This window comes from Saccharopolyspora sp. NFXS83, assembly GCF_026241095.1.
Classification (GTDB): domain Bacteria; phylum Actinomycetota; class Actinomycetes; order Mycobacteriales; family Pseudonocardiaceae; genus Saccharopolyspora_C.
The window spans coordinates 161,329-175,950 of sequence record NZ_JAPFGB010000013.1; the positions used below are offsets into that span (position 1 = coordinate 161,329).

The window sequence follows — 14,622 nt, forward strand, 5'->3', positions numbered from 1 at the left end:
GAAGACCGAACCAAGGGGTGCGATTCGGATGACCGTGCGGATTCAGGACGTCGTGGAGTCGCTGGAGGCGGCCTACCCGCCGGAGCTGGCCGAGAGCTGGGACGCGGTCGGGCTCGTCTGCGGGGATCCGCGGGCCGTCGTGCAGCGGGTGCTGTTCTGCGTGGATCCCGTCGAGGCCACTGTGGACGAAGCGGTGGGGTTCGGCGCCCAGCTGCTGGTCTCGCACCACCCGCTGCTGCTGCGCGGCGTGCACGGGGTGCCCGCCGATGATCCGAAGGGGCGGCTGATCCACCGGCTGATCCGCTCCGGCATCGGCCTGTACTGCACGCACACCAACGCCGACACCGCCGCGGTCGGCGTGTCCGACGCGTTGGCCGAGGCGATCGGCCTCACCGTCACCGGGCCGCTCGCCCCGCACTCGCCGGGCTCGGCCACCGGGCTGGGCCGCATCGGTTCGCTGCCGGAGCCGGAACCGTTCGGCCGGTTCGTGCAGCGGGTCGCGGAGAACCTGCCGACCACCGCCTGGGGCGTGCGCGGCGCGGGTGATCTCGACCGGGAGATCAGGACCGTCGCGGTGTGCGGCGGCGCGGGCGACTCCCAGCTGAGCACCGCGCAGGCCGCCGGCGTCGACGCCTACGTGACCGCCGACCTGCGGCATCACCCGGCGAGTGAGCACCTCGCCCGCGGCGCTCAGGTGCCCGCGCTGGTGGACGTGGCGCACTGGGCGAGCGAGTGGCCGTGGTGCCAGCAGGCTGCCGACGTCGTCGGCGCGGCGCTACCGGATACTGTCGAGGTTCTCGTCTCCACCTGCCGCACCGACCCGTGGACCGCTCACGCCGCCGGTACGGCCCCCGACTCTGGGAGGACTCCCGCGTGAAAGCCGACCCCGCCGTGCAGCGCCGGTTGCTCGATCTGGCGGAGGTGGACGCCGAGCTCAACCGCGTCAACCACCGCCGCCGCACGCTGCCCGAACTGGAGGAGATCGGCCACCGCGAGCGTGAGCTGCAGGCACAGCGGGATTCGCTGGTGGCCGCGCAGACCTCGTTCGGTGACATCGACCGGGACGCGAAGCGGCTCGAAGGCGAGGTCGACCAGGTCCGCAAGCGCGAGGACCGCGACCGCAAGCTGATGGAGTCCGGCGGTTCCGCCAAGCAGCTGGAGGACCTGCAGCACGAGCTGCAGACCCTCGCCCGCCGCCAGGGCAACCTGGAGGACGAGCTGCTGGAGGTCATGGAGCAGCGGGAGGCGCTGGAGTCCGACGTCGAACGCGCCCGCGCCGGTGTCGCCGAGGCGGAGCAGCGGCTCGCCGACGTGCAGCACAGCCGGGACGAGGCGATGGCCGACCTGGACACCGCCGAGGCCAAGCGCACGGTGGAGCGCCAGTCGGCGGCCAACGCGCTGCCGGAGCCGCTGCTGGCCCTCTACGACCGGATCCGCGCCTCCAAGGGCGTCGGGGTGGGGCCGCTGCAGGGCAACCGCTGCGGTGCCTGCCGCATCGAGCTGGACCGCTCGAAGCTCGCCGAGCTGCGGGACACCGCCGCCGACGACGTGGTCCGCTGCGAGGAGTGCGGCGCGATCCTGGTTCGCACCAAGGATTCCTGATGCGCGTCGTCGTCGAAGCCGATGGCGGTTCCCGCGGCAATCCGGGACCCGCCGGGTGCGGCGCGGTGGTGCGCGGCGCGGACGGCGCGGTGCTCGCGGAGCGCTCGCGCTGGCTCGGTGTCGCGACGAACAACGTCGCTGAGTACGAGGGCCTGCTGTGCGGGTTGCGCGCGGCGGCGGAGCTCGGCGCCACCGAGGTCGACGCCCGGATGGATTCCAAGCTCGTCGTCGAGCAGCTCTCCGGCCGGTGGAAGATCAAGCACGAGGCGCTGCGATCCCTCGCGGAGCAGGCGAAGGAGCTCGTCGCCGGTTTCTCGGGGGTGACCTTCGAGTGGATCCCGCGGGCGAGCAACGCGCACGCGGACCGGTTGGCGAACGAGGCGATGGACACCCGCGACGACGCCGAGCGCACCGGGCAGGCCGACGCCGCGCCCGCGACGACCTCGGACCGGGTGCGCCCCACCGGCTGGAACGGTGCCCTCGGTGCGCCGACGAAGTTGCTGCTGGTGCGGCACGGGCAGACCGCGATGTCGGTGGACCGCCGCTACTCGGGTCGCGGCGACGTGCCGCTGACCGACCTGGGCGAGCGCCAGGCTCGGGCGGCGGCGGCGCGGCTCGCCGAGATGGATGGCGTCGTCACCGCCGACGGAGCGGCTCCGGTGCTCGCCTCCCCGCTGGGGCGCACCCGGCAGACCGCTGAGGCCGTCGCCGCCGCCGCCGGCAGCGAGCTCACGTTCCACGACGGCCTGCTGGAGACGGATTTCGGCTCTTGGGAGGGCCTGACCTTCCTGGAGGCGGCGGAGAAGTACCCCGAGCTGCACGGGTCCTGGCTCGGCGACTCCACCGTCGAACCGCCCGGCGGCGAGAGCCTGGAGGCCGTGTTCCACCGGGTCGCTGCCGTTCGCGACGAGATCTTGGCGCGGCACGAGGGGCGCACGGTGATCGTCGTCAGCCACGTCACGCCGATCAAGGCGCTGCTGCGGCTCGGCCTCGACGTGGGGCCGTCGCTGTACTACCGCCTGCACCTGGACCTGGCGTCGCTGTCGATCGTCGAGTTCTACCCGGACGGCAACGCCTCCGTCCGCCTGGTCAACGACATCTCCCACCTCGCTTGACCACCTGTTTTTGATCTTGTCGTGCGTGGTGGAACCTCAGCGGTGCCGATCGCGAGGGTGGTCGCTGCTCAGCGGCTTCGCCGCTGTCGAGGTGACGACACCGAGCGCACAACGGGAGATCGAAGACCGGCTCTGAGGACGGGTCGCCCGGCTGGCCGGTTTGCGCCGGAGCGTTGACCGGGGCGGGTGGCGGGTATCTGCTCATCGCGAGGTGATCGCGGATGAGTGCACGGACGCGCCGATCGCGGCGCAGCAGTGGGATTCTCGGGCTCGTGCTGGCCGGGGTGGTGGCGTTGCCCGCCACGGCCGGGGCGGCGCCGCAACCGTGGACCGGTGATTTCGGGGACTTCCCCGGCGGGTCCTGGGAGCAGCGGTGGGGCGTGCTCGACGACGGGCGGTTCGGCTTCGACCGGATGTCCGGCCAGGACGGCTCGCTGGAGGTGTTCTACGGCCAGGGCTCGTCCGCGCCGTCGTGCGAGGACTGCCCGAGCGAGGGCGGCGGCCAGTTCTACACCGACTTCGACGACCTCGGGCGCGAGGACCTGTCCCAGGCCCGCGAGCTGAAGCTGAGCTACCAGGTGCGGTTCCCGGCCGACTACGACTTCGGCAAGGGCGGCAAGCTGCCCGGCCTCTACGGCGGCCCGCCGGGCGAGGCCGGTGGCGGCAACCACGGGCAGGCGTGGTCGACGCGGTTCATGTGGCGCAACGACGAGGGCCACGATGCCCGAGCGGGCGACGGCGAGGTGTACGTCTACGACCCGTCGCTGGGCGACGGTTACGGCGAGGACGTGGGCCGCGGCGCGTGGCAGTGGCAGGCCGACGACCAGTGGCACGCGGTGGAGCAGTCCGTGGACCGCGACACCGGGCGGATCGTGGTGCGCTACGACGATCAGGAGGTGCTCGACGTCGTGGGCATCGAGCAGATCGGTGACGTGCCGTTCGCCGGGATCTTCTTCTCCACCTTCTTCGGCGGCCACGCCACCGAATGGGGCCCGGACCACGACGTGCGCGCGCAGTTCCGGGACTTCCAGGTGGGCGCGCCGGAGTAGCCGCGCGGCTCAGGCGGCGGCGGGCAGGCCCGGGTTCAGCTCTCGGCTGAACGCGGCCAGCCCGTCGGCCAGCCGCCGGGCGGCGCGCGAGTCCCAGTCCCAGCCCTCGGCGGTGGAGGTGAGCCACTTGTCGAACAGGAAGCTGGTGGGTGCCACCCGGTGGGCGCCGTGGTCGGTGAGCAGGCGACGCACCGCGTAGTCCGCGGTGCTCGACTGGGCCTGCGTCGACCCGAGGCACACCGCGTGCACCGGGCGCCGCGCGGGCGAGGGCATCAGGTCCAGCCAGGCCCGCAGCAGCCTGCTCCCGGAGACCTCGTAGGACGGCGTGATCAGCACGATCCCGTCGGCGCCGTCCAGCAGCCTGCGCGCCCAGCGCAGCGACGGGGCGTCGGCTCGGCCGGTCAGCAGCGCGGACTCGGGCAGCAGGTTCAGCGGCAGCCCGCGCACCCGGAACCCGTCGGCGCGCAGCGCGTCGCCGGTGGCGCGGTGCAGTTCTTCCAGGCGGGACAGGGAATGCGGGCTGCTGGAGACCGTGATGACGGTGGACATGAGCGCGTTCTTCCTGCGATCGGCCCGAAATCGGCCGCGAATGAGCGTGACGGGCGCGTTCAGCAGGACGAACAGCAGGCACCGTTGACGCGCGCGTAGTCCACGTAGCGGCAGCGGGTCAGCGGTGCGGTGGTCACCGGCGCAGTACACCAAGCCCCGGAAAACCGGTCAATCCACTCCCACCCGGCGAGATCCGTCCCGAAGCCCCGCCCGCCGAAACCAAATCCTCGCGGCGAAGCCGTGCAGTAGGCGGCGAAGCCCGCGAAGGGCAAGCGAAGCGAAGCCGTGCCTGGCGGCCGAAGGCCCGTGCCTGGCGGCGAAGCCGTGCAGTGGGCGAGCGAAGCGATGCTTGCCTTGCGGCCGAAGGCCGTGCCTTTGCGGCGAAGCCGTGCAGTGGGCGAGCGAAGCGAAGCCTGCCTTGCGGCCGAAGGCCGTGCCTGTAAAGCGCGAAGCGCTTTAGCCCACGTTGAAAAGCCGCTCACCGGCGGGTTCTCAGCGGCTTCCTCGCGAGGACAGCTTTTTCCCTCGTGGCGGAGCCACTCGGGAAAAAGATCCCGCAGCGAGGAAGCCGCTGAGAACCCGCCACCCAACCACCAAAGCAACACGAGCCGTGGAAGCAATCACTAAAGAAGACCTTCCACCGCACCACAGCAACCACACACCCAAACCGGGGAAGGCCTCAAAGCCGCCCACACGGCAAGCCGGGGAGACTGCGAAGCCCCCACCACGAGGCGGGGAAAGGTGGAGGAGTCGGCCTGTAAGCCGGATCCTGTTCCCGGGCGTCTCGCGACGTCCCGATCGGCGACCATCCATCTCGGCCTGCCGTCGCCGGCAGGCTCCAGCGGCCTACCCGCAGGCTCGGGCGGGCAGCCCTCGAACACCTGCGCAGACGCTGATCGGCGTCCTCTTGGCCTTGCTCCGGGCGGGGTTTACCTAGCCGCCCCGGTCGCCCGGGGCGCTGGTGGTCTCTTACACCACCGTTTCACCCTTACCCGGTCGGCGAACCGTCCGGGCGGTCTGTTCTCTGTGGCACTGTCCCGCGGGTCTCCCCGGGTTGCCGTTAGCAACCACCCTGCCCTGTGGAGTCCGGACTTTCCTCGACGCGGACGGTGCCCGCGACGCGGCCGCCCGGCCGACTCATCCACCAGTCCCCAGTCTAGCGACCGCGGCTCCGCGCTCGGTGCCGCCTGTCTCGTCGCCGCTGAGGATCCGGGCATTTCAGACGGTGACGAAGTCGGTCGCTGGTCACTGCCCGTGGAGCGACCTGGACGCGGCGGTGACCGGTGGAGCCGCTACGCTGGATGCAGTCAAGATCACGTCCGGGTGGCGGTCGATGACGCGGTGACACGATCGCCGGTCGACGTCCGTTGAACGGGTTTCGGTGCGCCGTCGAGAGGTGTGCCGAATTCCACTGACCGGCCGATTCATGCACTGTGCGTGAGGAAGGGGCTCGCATCAGAGTGAACGATCAGGGGTTCCCGATCCAGCGCATGTCCGCCCCTCGCTCCTCCGCGTTCATTGCTCCATCCGAGTCAAGCCCGAACGGCCTATTCGGCGAGTGAGCCGGCCTGCCGACGTCTCCGGTGGTGCTGGATCAACCACTACTGCTGGTGACCATGTCATGTTCTACTCGTATCGTCGCGTCGGGAAGATCCTGTCGGCCGACGTACCTGCCCGACGACCCTTCACGCACTCAGGGGTAACAAGATGACCGCCATGCCGCTGGAAACGTTGGCGCACGTGCACGTGCTGGCCGCGCTCGACCCGTTGGCGCAGCAGACAGGTCTCGGGACGGAAGGCATCCGCGGCTGGATCCTCAACAACCTGCTGCCGCTGCTGCTGCTGGCGGTGGCGCTGCTGCTGCTGTGGCTCGGTGGCGGCAAGGGCGACAACGCGGGCGTGATGCGCCGCGTGATGGGCGTCTTCGTGGCGCTGGCCCTGATCGGGTTCGCGGTCACCGGCGCGGGCGTGGACATCGGCACGTTCATCGCCGGCCTGTTCAGCACCAGCGGGTGATCGCCAGTGCGGATCCGCACCGATGACGAGGTCTACCGGGTCGACGCCGTGTGGCTCGGCCCGCCCAAGGCGACGTTCCCGTGGCGGGCGCGCTACGTCGCCTGGGGCGTGGGCACCATCGTGTTCCTGGCGGTGCTCGCCATCGAACGTCGGATGAACATCGGCTTCGGCCTGTTCTCCACCGGTTGGGCGGTCGTCATCACGATCCTCGTTACGCGGATCGTGTGTTCCCGGATCACCCACGAACGGCCGCTGGGAGCCGTGATGGTGATGTGGTTGCGTGAACTGACCGCACCTCGTGAACGTTCCGCCGGACGCGGCGGGGCGGCGGGCGCGGCCCGGATCAAGGTGCGCACCCAGCGACCCCGGCCGAAGCAGAAGCAGCCCAGACAAGCAAAGCAGCCCACTCGGCGAAGCCGGGGCGGGCAGGCCCCGCAGGCCCGGCGAACCGGCCGGCCCCCCTACGGAGGCCAGCCCACCGGCGGTTCGACCAGGCAAGTCCGCCGCACCAGGAAGTCCGCGGGACGCACCAAGTCCGCGGGCGGGCGTGCGCGTAGCAAGGAGGTTCGCGGTGTTCGGTCGCCGTCGAGGCGGTGAGCGCCAGCCCCAGGGCCCCGGCGCGCCCCAGCGTGCCCCGCAAGGCAGGGGCAAGGCGCGGGGCAAGGCGAAACGGCAGGACCGCAGGCTTCCTGACGAACAGTCGTTGCCGAGCTACACGCCTTCCATCGCCGCCAGGTCGATCGACGGTCACCTGCTGCGCACCGGCCAGGACGTGTTCGCCTGGTACCGGCTGTCGCCGCAGCGCTGGTCCTTCCGCTCCGATTCGCAGCGCCAGGACCTGATCGCCGCCATCGCCGGGCAGTACGCGGAGCTCCAGGGCCGCTGGATGCACCTGCGGGTCACCAGCCGCCCGTACCCGATCCGGATGTGGGCGGAGGCGCACGTGCACAACGCGCGCGGCGCGCTGCCCGACGCCCCCGGCGCGCTGAGCTTCGACGACTACATGGTCGGCGAGCAGCAGCAGCTGATGGGCCGCTCCATGGCGGAGAAGGAGGTCTACCTCGGCGTCCAGGTGCAGACCCGCAACGTGGTGGACCGCGCCGTGGAACGCGCCGCGCCGCTGCTGCGCCGGGTGTTCCCGGAGGCCGTGGACGCCGAGCTCGTCGCGCTGGACAGCGAGATCGAGCACCTGGACCAGGTGATCGGCTCCGCCGGGCTGGACGGGCGTCCGGTGACGGCCGAGGAGATCTCCTGGCTGATGCACCGGTCCTGCTCGCTGGGCCTGCCCGCGCCGCGCAACCTGCCCGCCGTGCCGGGCGCGGAGTGGGAACCCGAGGACCTGGCGTCGTTCACCGACGCCGCCGACATGTACCAGGAGCCGTACTCGCCGACCGCCACGGTCCGCGGGCGCACCGGCTCCAACGCGGGCATCACCCGGCACGTCGCCGTGCTGACCGTCGGCCAGACCCACGGCCTGCAGATCCCGGAGATCGACGACCCGTGGATCCAGCACTCCGACCGGCTGCCCGCTCCCGTCGAGTGGTCCGCGCGGATCTACGTGCGCCGCCCCGAGGACGTCGGCGGCGAGTTGCAGCGCCAGATGAACAAGGTGCGCTCGCAGGTCCGGCACTACACCGAGGAGCACGGCCTGGAGCCGCCGACCTCGCTGGCCCGCCAAGCGGGCCGGGTGCTGGAGATCGACGACGAGATGACCACCGGGTTCACCGCGCTGGCCACCCGCGTCCGCTCGTGGTGGCGGCTGGCGGTGTCCGGGCCGACCGAGCGCGACGCGCTGCGCCTCGCGCAGCAGATCCTGGACCTGTACAAGCCGAAGGTCGCCATCGAGCACCCCGAGGCGCAGTACGCGATGGCCCGCGAGTTCATCCCCGGTGAGCAGCTGGCCTCCGGCGCGTACATGCGGCGGGGTTCGGTGCTGTGGGCCGCGGCCTCGGTTCCGCAGGCCACCGCGGAGGTGGGCGACCGGCGCGGCATCCTGCTCGGCGAGACGTGCACCGCGACCCGGCGCCCGGTGGCCTGGGACCCGTGGATGGCGCAGGAGGTCCGCGACGCCTCGGGCCTGACGGCGATGGTCGCCGGTCTGGGCGGTGGCAAGTCCTTCCTCGGCGGCGGCACCGTCTACAAGACCTTGCGGGCCGGCGCGCACTGGACGCTGCTGGACCCGTCGGGGCCGCTGGCGGAGCTGTGCAAGCTCCCCGAGCTGCGGCCGTACGCGCGGCCGATCAACCTGCTCAACGCCCAGCCCGGCATCCTCAACCCGTACCGGGTGGTGGCGGAGCCGCAGCTGGAGCACTTCGTCGACGAGGACGACCCGGAGCGCAGCTGGCGCCGGGAACGCGCGCTGTCGGCCGCGACCCGGCGGCGGCTGGTGCTGGACGTGCTCACCGGCCTGCTGCCCTACGAGGTCGCGCGGCTGCCGCAGACCCGGATCGTGCTGCTGCGCGCGGTGCGGGCCGTGGGCGGCCGGCCGGACGCGCATCCGGGCATGGTCTTCGAAGCGCTGCGCCGGGACGCTTCCGAGCACCACGAGCACGCGGTGGTGGTCGCCGACTTCCTCGACGAGATCCGCGAGCGCATGTCGCTGCTCATCCCGGAGGCCGACGCCGACCCGTACTCGGAGACCCGCGAGGACCGGCTGACGGTGCTCACGATGGCGGGGCTGGCGCTGCCGAAGGACGGCGTCGGGCGCGAGCACTGGACCGACGCGGAAGCCCTCGGCGTGGAGATGCTGAACCTGGCGGCGTGGCTGACCCAGCGCTCCGTCTACGAGCGGCCGAAGGACGAGCGCAAGGGCGTCTGGATCGACGAGGCGTTCTTCCTGTCCGAGGTCCCGACGGGCCGGGTGCTGATGAACCGGTTCGCCCGCGACTCGCGGAAGTGGAACGTGCGGGTGCTGCTGTCGAGCCAGATCCCGGCGGACTTCCTGCGCATCCAGGGCTTCGTGTCGCTGCTGGACTCGGTGTTCGTCGGCAGGCTCGACGACGAGCAGGCCCAGGCGGACGCGTTGCGGTTGCTGAAGGTTCCGGTCGGCGCGGGCTATGAGCAGGTCGTCTCCGCGCTGGGGCGCAGGCCCGGACCGGCGCGCAACAGCACCGAGCGGGACCGGGCGCCGCGGCAGTTCATCTTCGGCGACGGCGCCGGCGGTGTGGAACGCATCCGCATCGACTTCGGCGGCCCGCACTTGGAGCACCTGCGCGACGCGCTGGACACCACTCCCGGCAGCCGCGAAGCCGATCTGGACCAGCGCGCGCTGCCCGGATCCGGTGGCGCGGCGAACTCCGACACCCCGCCGCGGCCGTCGCCGCCGCCGGTGCCGGAGGACGACTACTCGGACGACATCGACGGCTTCGACGAGTTCGAACTCGAAACCGTCGGCATCGGGCCGGGCGAGGAACGCGGCAACGGAACCGACCGCTCGCAGCAGCGGCCCGGTCAAGGCGGAGACGAAGTGCGGTGAGCGTGCTGCTCGCATCCACGATCATGGCGGCGGTGATCGTGGCGGTGATCTGGGCCGCGAAGCGGGCGGCGACCCGGCGGATGAGCACCGCGCGCCGCAGGGGCCGTCGTCCGGCGGTGCTGCTGGTCGGTGCGCTGGTCGCGATCCAGGCGCTGATCGGGGCACCGGTCTCGGCGCAGGGCTTGGACTGCAAGGAACCGCCGAGCCCGGAGCGCCCGCAGTCCGGCATGGTCGGCGCGATCGACCGCGCGCCCTTGGGCACGGGTGTGCCGGGCAGCCCCTACGACGAGTTCGGCTACGCCGGCCACGTCTGGCACAACTACGACCTGGGCTGCGGGCCGCAGGGCATGATGAACCCGAACGCGCTGGTCGACACGTGGCTGGGCAACGAGCTGTTCAACGTGTCCAAGAACCTCGTCGGCGCCACGAACGGGCTGCACTACGCGCTGATCAACGGCAACCTCATGGGGCCGCTGGACGACCTGATCGCCACCGGCACCGTGGCGCTCTACGACAGCGTGTTCACCCCGTGGTTCGGGGTCGCGGCGCTCGTCCTGGCGGTGCTGCTGTTCCGCTACATCTGGCAGGGCGATCTGGCCACGATCGGCAAGCGCACCATGTGGGCGTTGGCCGGGTTGTGGTTCGCCTCCGCCACCTACCTCACTCCGATGATCTACACGCACGCCTTGGACGAGGTCGTGATCACCGGGACTTCCGTGGTGCAGTCCGGGTTCCTGCAACAGGTCGGTGTGGGCGACGCGACCAACTCGTTGCCGACGGAGCTGCACAAGCAGGTGGTCTACAACAACTGGCTGCGCGGTGAGTTCGGGGCGCCGGACGCGCCGGAGGCCGAGCGGTTCGGCCCGCAGCTGCTGCGCGCCCAGGCGTGGACGAAGCAGGAGGTCGAGGCGAACGCCGACAAGGGCCCGGCGACGCCGAAGACCGACGCGTTCACCGACGTCGCGAGCCAGTTGCAGAGCACCAGCGCCTACGGCTACTTCCAGGGCAAGGACGGCAGCCGGGTCGGGGCCGCGATGCTGTCGCTGGTGCAGGGCCTCGCGTTCGCCTCGTTCCAGCTGATGGCGAAGGCCGCGATCCTGCTGGCGCAGGTGTTGCTGCGGGTGCTGATCCTCGCGGGGCCGCTGATCGGCTTGGTGGCGTTGCTGAACCACCAGATCCTGCGCGCGGTCGGGCGGATCGCCGGTGCGGCGATGCTGAACGTGCTGGTGATCGCCGCGATGGCCGGGCTGCACACCTGGGTGCTGATGTGGATCTTCAACGGACCGACGCCGTTCGACGTGCTCCTCCAGATCCTGCTGGCGGGGCTGGTGACGGTCGTGTTCATCATGATCGGCAAGCCGGTGCGCCGGATGGGCCAGATGGTGCAGCTCTCGGTCGGCGGCACCGGTGGCGTGGCGCAGGCTTCGCGCGGCGTGTTCGGCCGGTTCCGCGGGAGCAGGCCCGCCGACGACCCGAGCGGTGACTTCTGGGAGCAGGTGCGTGAGTCCGATCCGGACGCCCCGCCGCCGGACCCCGCTGGTCAGCGCGGCCGGTGGCAGACCCGCCCGGAGGCCGATCACCAGGCGATGTCGGCCACGGCGCAGCGGCTCGACCGGCAAGGGGGGCCGTGGGCGGCGTTGCCCGGCAGCGGCGCACCCACCGGCGGCGGCATGGGTTCGCCCGCGCTGCCCGCGTCCGGCCCCGCGGGGGAGCGGCGACCGGGCGGTCCGGCCGCGGCGTTGCCGGAGGGCAGGGCCAGCCGCGTGGTGGACACGGCTCCGGTCTCCGACACCCAGTGGGATCGGCGGGAGGAGGAGCCGGTGCTGGTGCCGTCCCTGTCGGACCACGCGCCGATGCCCGCCCCGGCCGAAGCGACCGCGCCGCGCCGCGCCGACATGGAAGTAGTCGCGGGCAAGCCGGTGTACGTCGTGTACCGGCCGTCGCGCGGACTGGAGGTGGCCGATGAGGACTGACCGGCCGCAGTGGACTGAGACGTCCGTGCGGGATGGCTTGCGCAGCGGGCCGGGTACCGGTTGCTCGAGCCGGTCGCTGCTCAGCGGCTCCGCCGCCGGCGAGACGCCGGTCGAAGACCATTCCGCAAGGACCACGCAACGGCGAGAGCGGGCCGGACGGGTGCGAACCCGGCCGGCGGGGTGAAGGAGAACGGGCCATGCCGATCCGGACGCATCGGGGGCGCGCCGCGGTCTACCGGAGGCTGTGGGGCTGGCCGCTGCGGTCGCCGAAGCACTTGGTGACCGCGGTGATCGTGCTCGCGGCAGCCGCGACGATCATCGGGCTCATGCTGCCCGAGCCCCTGCCTGCGCGGAACTACCGCGACCAGTCGCAGGGAACCGAGCAGTACGAGGCGGCCCCCGCGTCGCCGACTCGCACGCCCGCGCCTCCGACGTTCTCGGTGCCCGACACCCCGCCGCCGCCCGCGCCCGCCGACCCCGCCGGGCTGAAGGTCGTCGAGGCCTGGGGCAAGAAGTGGGCGACGCACCCGCCGGGCACCGCCTCGGCGCAGTGGGTCGAGGGCCTGCGCCCGTACACCACCGACGAGTTCATCACCGAGATGGCCTCGGTGGACCCCGCGAACGTGCCGTCGACGGCGATCACCGGACCGCCGCAGCCGTTGCGTTCCACCACCAACGCGATGAGCGCCCGGTTGTCGACCGATGCCGGCGACATCGAAGTAGATCTGATGAGAACCCCGCAGGGATGGCGCGTCTCCGGCTACAACAAGGTGAGCTGACATGCGAAAACTCTTGGTGGCGGTCGTGGTGTTGTCCGGCTTCGCCGGACTGGTCGGACTGGGCGCGTTCGTGATCGTGCTCTCCGGCATGCAGGGCGCGCAGAGCTGGTCGGGGTGCAGCGCGGGCCTGGGCCCGTCGGGCGACGGGAGGGGCCGCGGCGAGAGCGACGCGAGCAGCCTCGACCAGGAGTCCGTGGCCATCGCCAAGGAGATCATCAAGATCGGCAAGGAGCGCAACCTGCCGCCGCGCGCGTGGCAGGTCGCGATCCAGGCGGGCAAGACCGAGTCGAACCTGGCGAACCTGACCCACGGCGACCGCGACTCGCTGGGCATCTTCCAGATGCGGCCCTCCATGGGCTGGGGCAGCGTCGCGCAGGTCACCGACGTGCAGTACCAGATCAACAAGTTCTACGACGTGCTGCTGGAAGTCCCCGACTGGGAAGGGCTGCAGCCGGGCACCGCCGCGCAGCGCGTGGAGCGCTCCGCCTACCCGCTGCGCTACCACGAGTGGGAGCCGATGGCCGCGCACCTGGTCAGCGTCGAAGGCCAGGTCTCCGGGTTCAGCGGCTGCGAGGACCTGCCCTCGGCGGGCGTGCTCGCCACCAAGGCGATCTCCTTCGCCGACCAGCAGATCGGCAAGCCCTACGTGTGGGGCGCGGCCGGACCGAGTTCGTTCGACTGCTCCGGGCTCACCCAGATGGCCTGGAAGGAGTCCGGAGTGCACATCCCGAAGTACTCGCGGTCCCAGTACACCGACGGCGGGGCGCACATCCCGCTGGCGCAGGCCCAGCCCGGCGACCTCGTGTTCTGGGGCGCGGGCCGGGAACCTGGGGCGATCCACCACGTCGCGCTGTACTTGGGCGACAACCAGATCCTGCACGCGCCGCAGCCCGGTGAATCGGTGGAGCGCACCGAGATGTGGGACGGCGGTGAGCTGCTGCCGACGGTGGTCCGGCCCGGCGGTGACGCCCCGGCGCCGCCGCAGGTCGCTCCGCAGCAGCCCTCGATCCAGCCGGTTCCGCCGAGCACCGGGGAACCCGTCGGCGTGCTGCCCGCGCCCGGCCCGGCCGGGTCGCAGCCGGCCGGTCACCCGGTGCGACAGCCGGTGTAGCCGGTACCGGGCAACCGGATCAGCACCGTCCGGCGCGGTGCGACACGGGCAGCGCGGAAGGTTCGGACCGCTGATCGAGGCGGTTCGCTGTGGCAATCTTGGGCGGGGCCGTCCGATGGCCCGACCTGGCGGCGCAGCGGGTCCGCGGCCCGTTCCGCCGCGTGCGCAGGACGAGCACCGCCGTGGCGGTGCGGATCCCGCGGCGCCCTACACCGGGAGGAAGCATGTTCACCCCAGACCCCATTCCGAGGCGTTCCGCACCTCCGGCGTCGAGCACGCCCCTGGGTGACTATCTGTCCCGCGCCGGGCACGGGGTCGACTCCGGGTACGCGGTGCTGCCCCGTTCGCTGGCGGAGTCGATGCCGCTGCCGTGGCAGCAGCACATGCGCCACTTGCTCGCCGAGTTCCACCAGGCCTTCGGACACCTGCAGTGGCCGGTGTACCGGGTGGTGCCGTCCCGGTACGAGCGGTTGGTGGACCTCGACGACGACCAGCTCGCCGAGGTGGGCTGCACCGTGGAGGTCGGCGACAACGGTGAGCTGGAGTACCGGATGCGCGACGGCCGCCGCATCGAGAACCCGGAGAGCCAGCAGGTCCTCGTGTCCTGCCTGGACCCCATTCCCCGCAGGCAGCCGGACGGCCGCCCGCCCGCGCCGGGAGCACCGCCGCCGCCCGCGTGGTGAGCGGCGGTCGCCGCGGGTGATCACCGGTGTGAACCGTCCGGCGGCGTGACATGAGGCGGTCTCCCGTGCGAGGCTCGGAGCATGGCCCGCGAAGGTTGGTACTTCTGCTTGAAGCACCAGCAGGTCGAGCCCGCTGCGGGATGCCGCGCCGCCGACCGGCTGGGGCCCTACCCTGATCGCGCCACGGCCGAGCACGCTCTGGAACTCGCCAAGGAGCGCACCGACGCGGCCGACGAGGCCGATCGGCGCTGGGCCGAGGAGGACTGAGCT

13 protein-coding genes and 1 other RNA gene are annotated in these 14,622 nt (G+C 71.8%); 12 read left to right on the top strand and 2 right to left on the bottom strand.

The window, feature by feature from the left end; genetic code table 11:
• Window positions 1-28: 28 nt before the first annotated feature.
• The 4 genes from OOZ19_RS16395 to OOZ19_RS16410 all read left to right on the top strand — a co-directional run bounded on the left by OOZ19_RS16395 (window position 29) and on the right by OOZ19_RS16410 (window position 3,766).
• Window positions 29-877, top strand: a complete 849-nt coding sequence (locus OOZ19_RS16395) for a Nif3-like dinuclear metal center hexameric protein (RefSeq protein WP_266090975.1) — start codon at window positions 29-31, stop codon at window positions 875-877.
• Window positions 874-1,602 carry a zinc ribbon domain-containing protein gene (locus OOZ19_RS16400; protein WP_266090976.1) on the top strand — a complete coding sequence of 243 codons (729 nt, stop codon included), beginning with the start codon at window positions 874-876 and terminating at the stop codon, window positions 1,600-1,602. The genes OOZ19_RS16395 and OOZ19_RS16400 overlap by 4 nt, the downstream gene beginning before the upstream one ends.
• Window positions 1,602-2,717, top strand: coding sequence for a bifunctional RNase H/acid phosphatase (locus OOZ19_RS16405; protein WP_266090977.1), 1,116 nt, complete (start codon window positions 1,602-1,604; stop codon window positions 2,715-2,717). Before OOZ19_RS16400 ends, OOZ19_RS16405 begins: the two co-directional genes overlap by 1 nt.
• A 221-nt stretch (window positions 2,718-2,938) precedes the next feature.
• Complete coding sequence (locus tag OOZ19_RS16410; protein WP_266090978.1) at window positions 2,939-3,766, top strand: polysaccharide lyase; 828 nt, start codon at window positions 2,939-2,941, stop codon at window positions 3,764-3,766.
• A 9-nt stretch (window positions 3,767-3,775) separates the two neighbouring features.
• Here OOZ19_RS16410 and OOZ19_RS16415 read toward each other — a convergent pair whose 3' ends face one another.
• Entirely contained in the window at window positions 3,776-4,315 is a 540-nt protein-coding gene (locus tag OOZ19_RS16415; protein WP_266090979.1) for an NAD(P)H-dependent oxidoreductase, read from the bottom strand.
• Window positions 4,316-5,057: 742 nt separating this feature from the next.
• Window positions 5,058-5,455, bottom strand: an RNA gene (rnpB, locus tag OOZ19_RS16420) — RNase P RNA component class A.
• A gap of 567 nt (window positions 5,456-6,022) precedes the next feature.
• Between rnpB and OOZ19_RS16425 the strand changes: the two genes are divergently transcribed.
• The 8 genes from OOZ19_RS16425 (at window position 6,023) to OOZ19_RS16460 (ending at window position 14,619) form a co-directional block, all read left to right on the top strand.
• On the top strand, window positions 6,023-6,331 hold the full coding sequence (locus OOZ19_RS16425; RefSeq protein ID WP_266090980.1) for a hypothetical protein: 309 nt from the start codon (window positions 6,023-6,025) through the stop codon (window positions 6,329-6,331).
• A 6-nt stretch (window positions 6,332-6,337) separates the two neighbouring features.
• Complete coding sequence (locus tag OOZ19_RS16430) at window positions 6,338-6,928, top strand: hypothetical protein (RefSeq protein ID WP_266090981.1); 591 nt, start codon at window positions 6,338-6,340, stop codon at window positions 6,926-6,928.
• Window positions 6,903-9,806, top strand: a complete 2,904-nt coding sequence (locus tag OOZ19_RS16435; protein WP_266090982.1) for an ATP-binding protein — start codon at window positions 6,903-6,905, stop codon at window positions 9,804-9,806. Before OOZ19_RS16430 ends, OOZ19_RS16435 begins: the two co-directional genes overlap by 26 nt.
• Window positions 9,803-11,779 carry a hypothetical protein gene (locus tag OOZ19_RS16440; RefSeq protein ID WP_266090983.1) on the top strand — a complete coding sequence of 659 codons (1,977 nt, stop codon included), beginning with the start codon at window positions 9,803-9,805 and terminating at the stop codon, window positions 11,777-11,779. The genes OOZ19_RS16435 and OOZ19_RS16440 overlap by 4 nt, the downstream gene beginning before the upstream one ends.
• Window positions 11,780-11,976: 197 nt before the next feature.
• The gene (locus OOZ19_RS16445; protein WP_266090984.1) at window positions 11,977-12,558 is read left to right on the top strand and encodes a hypothetical protein; all 582 of its coding nucleotides are present in this window, start codon (window positions 11,977-11,979) and stop codon (window positions 12,556-12,558) included.
• Between the two features lies 1 nt (window position 12,559).
• Window positions 12,560-13,669 carry a C40 family peptidase gene (locus OOZ19_RS16450; protein ID WP_266090985.1) on the top strand — a complete coding sequence of 370 codons (1,110 nt, stop codon included), beginning with the start codon at window positions 12,560-12,562 and terminating at the stop codon, window positions 13,667-13,669.
• A gap of 224 nt (window positions 13,670-13,893) precedes the next feature.
• Window positions 13,894-14,352 (top strand): hypothetical protein, encoded by a 459-nt coding sequence (locus OOZ19_RS16455; RefSeq protein WP_266090986.1) that lies wholly within the window; start codon window positions 13,894-13,896, stop codon window positions 14,350-14,352.
• A gap of 81 nt (window positions 14,353-14,433) precedes the next feature.
• Window positions 14,434-14,619 carry a hypothetical protein gene (locus tag OOZ19_RS16460; RefSeq protein ID WP_266090987.1) on the top strand — a complete coding sequence of 62 codons (186 nt, stop codon included), beginning with the start codon at window positions 14,434-14,436 and terminating at the stop codon, window positions 14,617-14,619.
• The last annotated feature ends 3 nt before the right edge of the window (window positions 14,620-14,622 follow it).

Coding starts and splice junctions, on each gene's coding strand:
- OOZ19_RS16450 (WP_266090985.1), top strand. CDS start 12,560: ATGCGAAAACTCTTGGTGGCGGTCGTGGTGTTGTCCGGCTTCGCCGGA.
- OOZ19_RS16460 (WP_266090987.1), top strand. CDS start 14,434: ATGGCCCGCGAAGGTTGGTACTTCTGCTTGAAGCACCAGCAGGTCGAG.
- OOZ19_RS16405 (WP_266090977.1), top strand. CDS start 1,602: ATGCGCGTCGTCGTCGAAGCCGATGGCGGTTCCCGCGGCAATCCGGGA.
- OOZ19_RS16415 (WP_266090979.1), bottom strand. CDS start 4,315: ATGTCCACCGTCATCACGGTCTCCAGCAGCCCGCATTCCCTGTCCCGC.
- OOZ19_RS16410 (WP_266090978.1), top strand. CDS start 2,939: ATGAGTGCACGGACGCGCCGATCGCGGCGCAGCAGTGGGATTCTCGGG.
- OOZ19_RS16425 (WP_266090980.1), top strand. CDS start 6,023: ATGACCGCCATGCCGCTGGAAACGTTGGCGCACGTGCACGTGCTGGCC.
- OOZ19_RS16395 (WP_266090975.1), top strand. CDS start 29: ATGACCGTGCGGATTCAGGACGTCGTGGAGTCGCTGGAGGCGGCCTAC.
- OOZ19_RS16455 (WP_266090986.1), top strand. CDS start 13,894: ATGTTCACCCCAGACCCCATTCCGAGGCGTTCCGCACCTCCGGCGTCG.
- OOZ19_RS16445 (WP_266090984.1), top strand. CDS start 11,977: ATGCCGATCCGGACGCATCGGGGGCGCGCCGCGGTCTACCGGAGGCTG.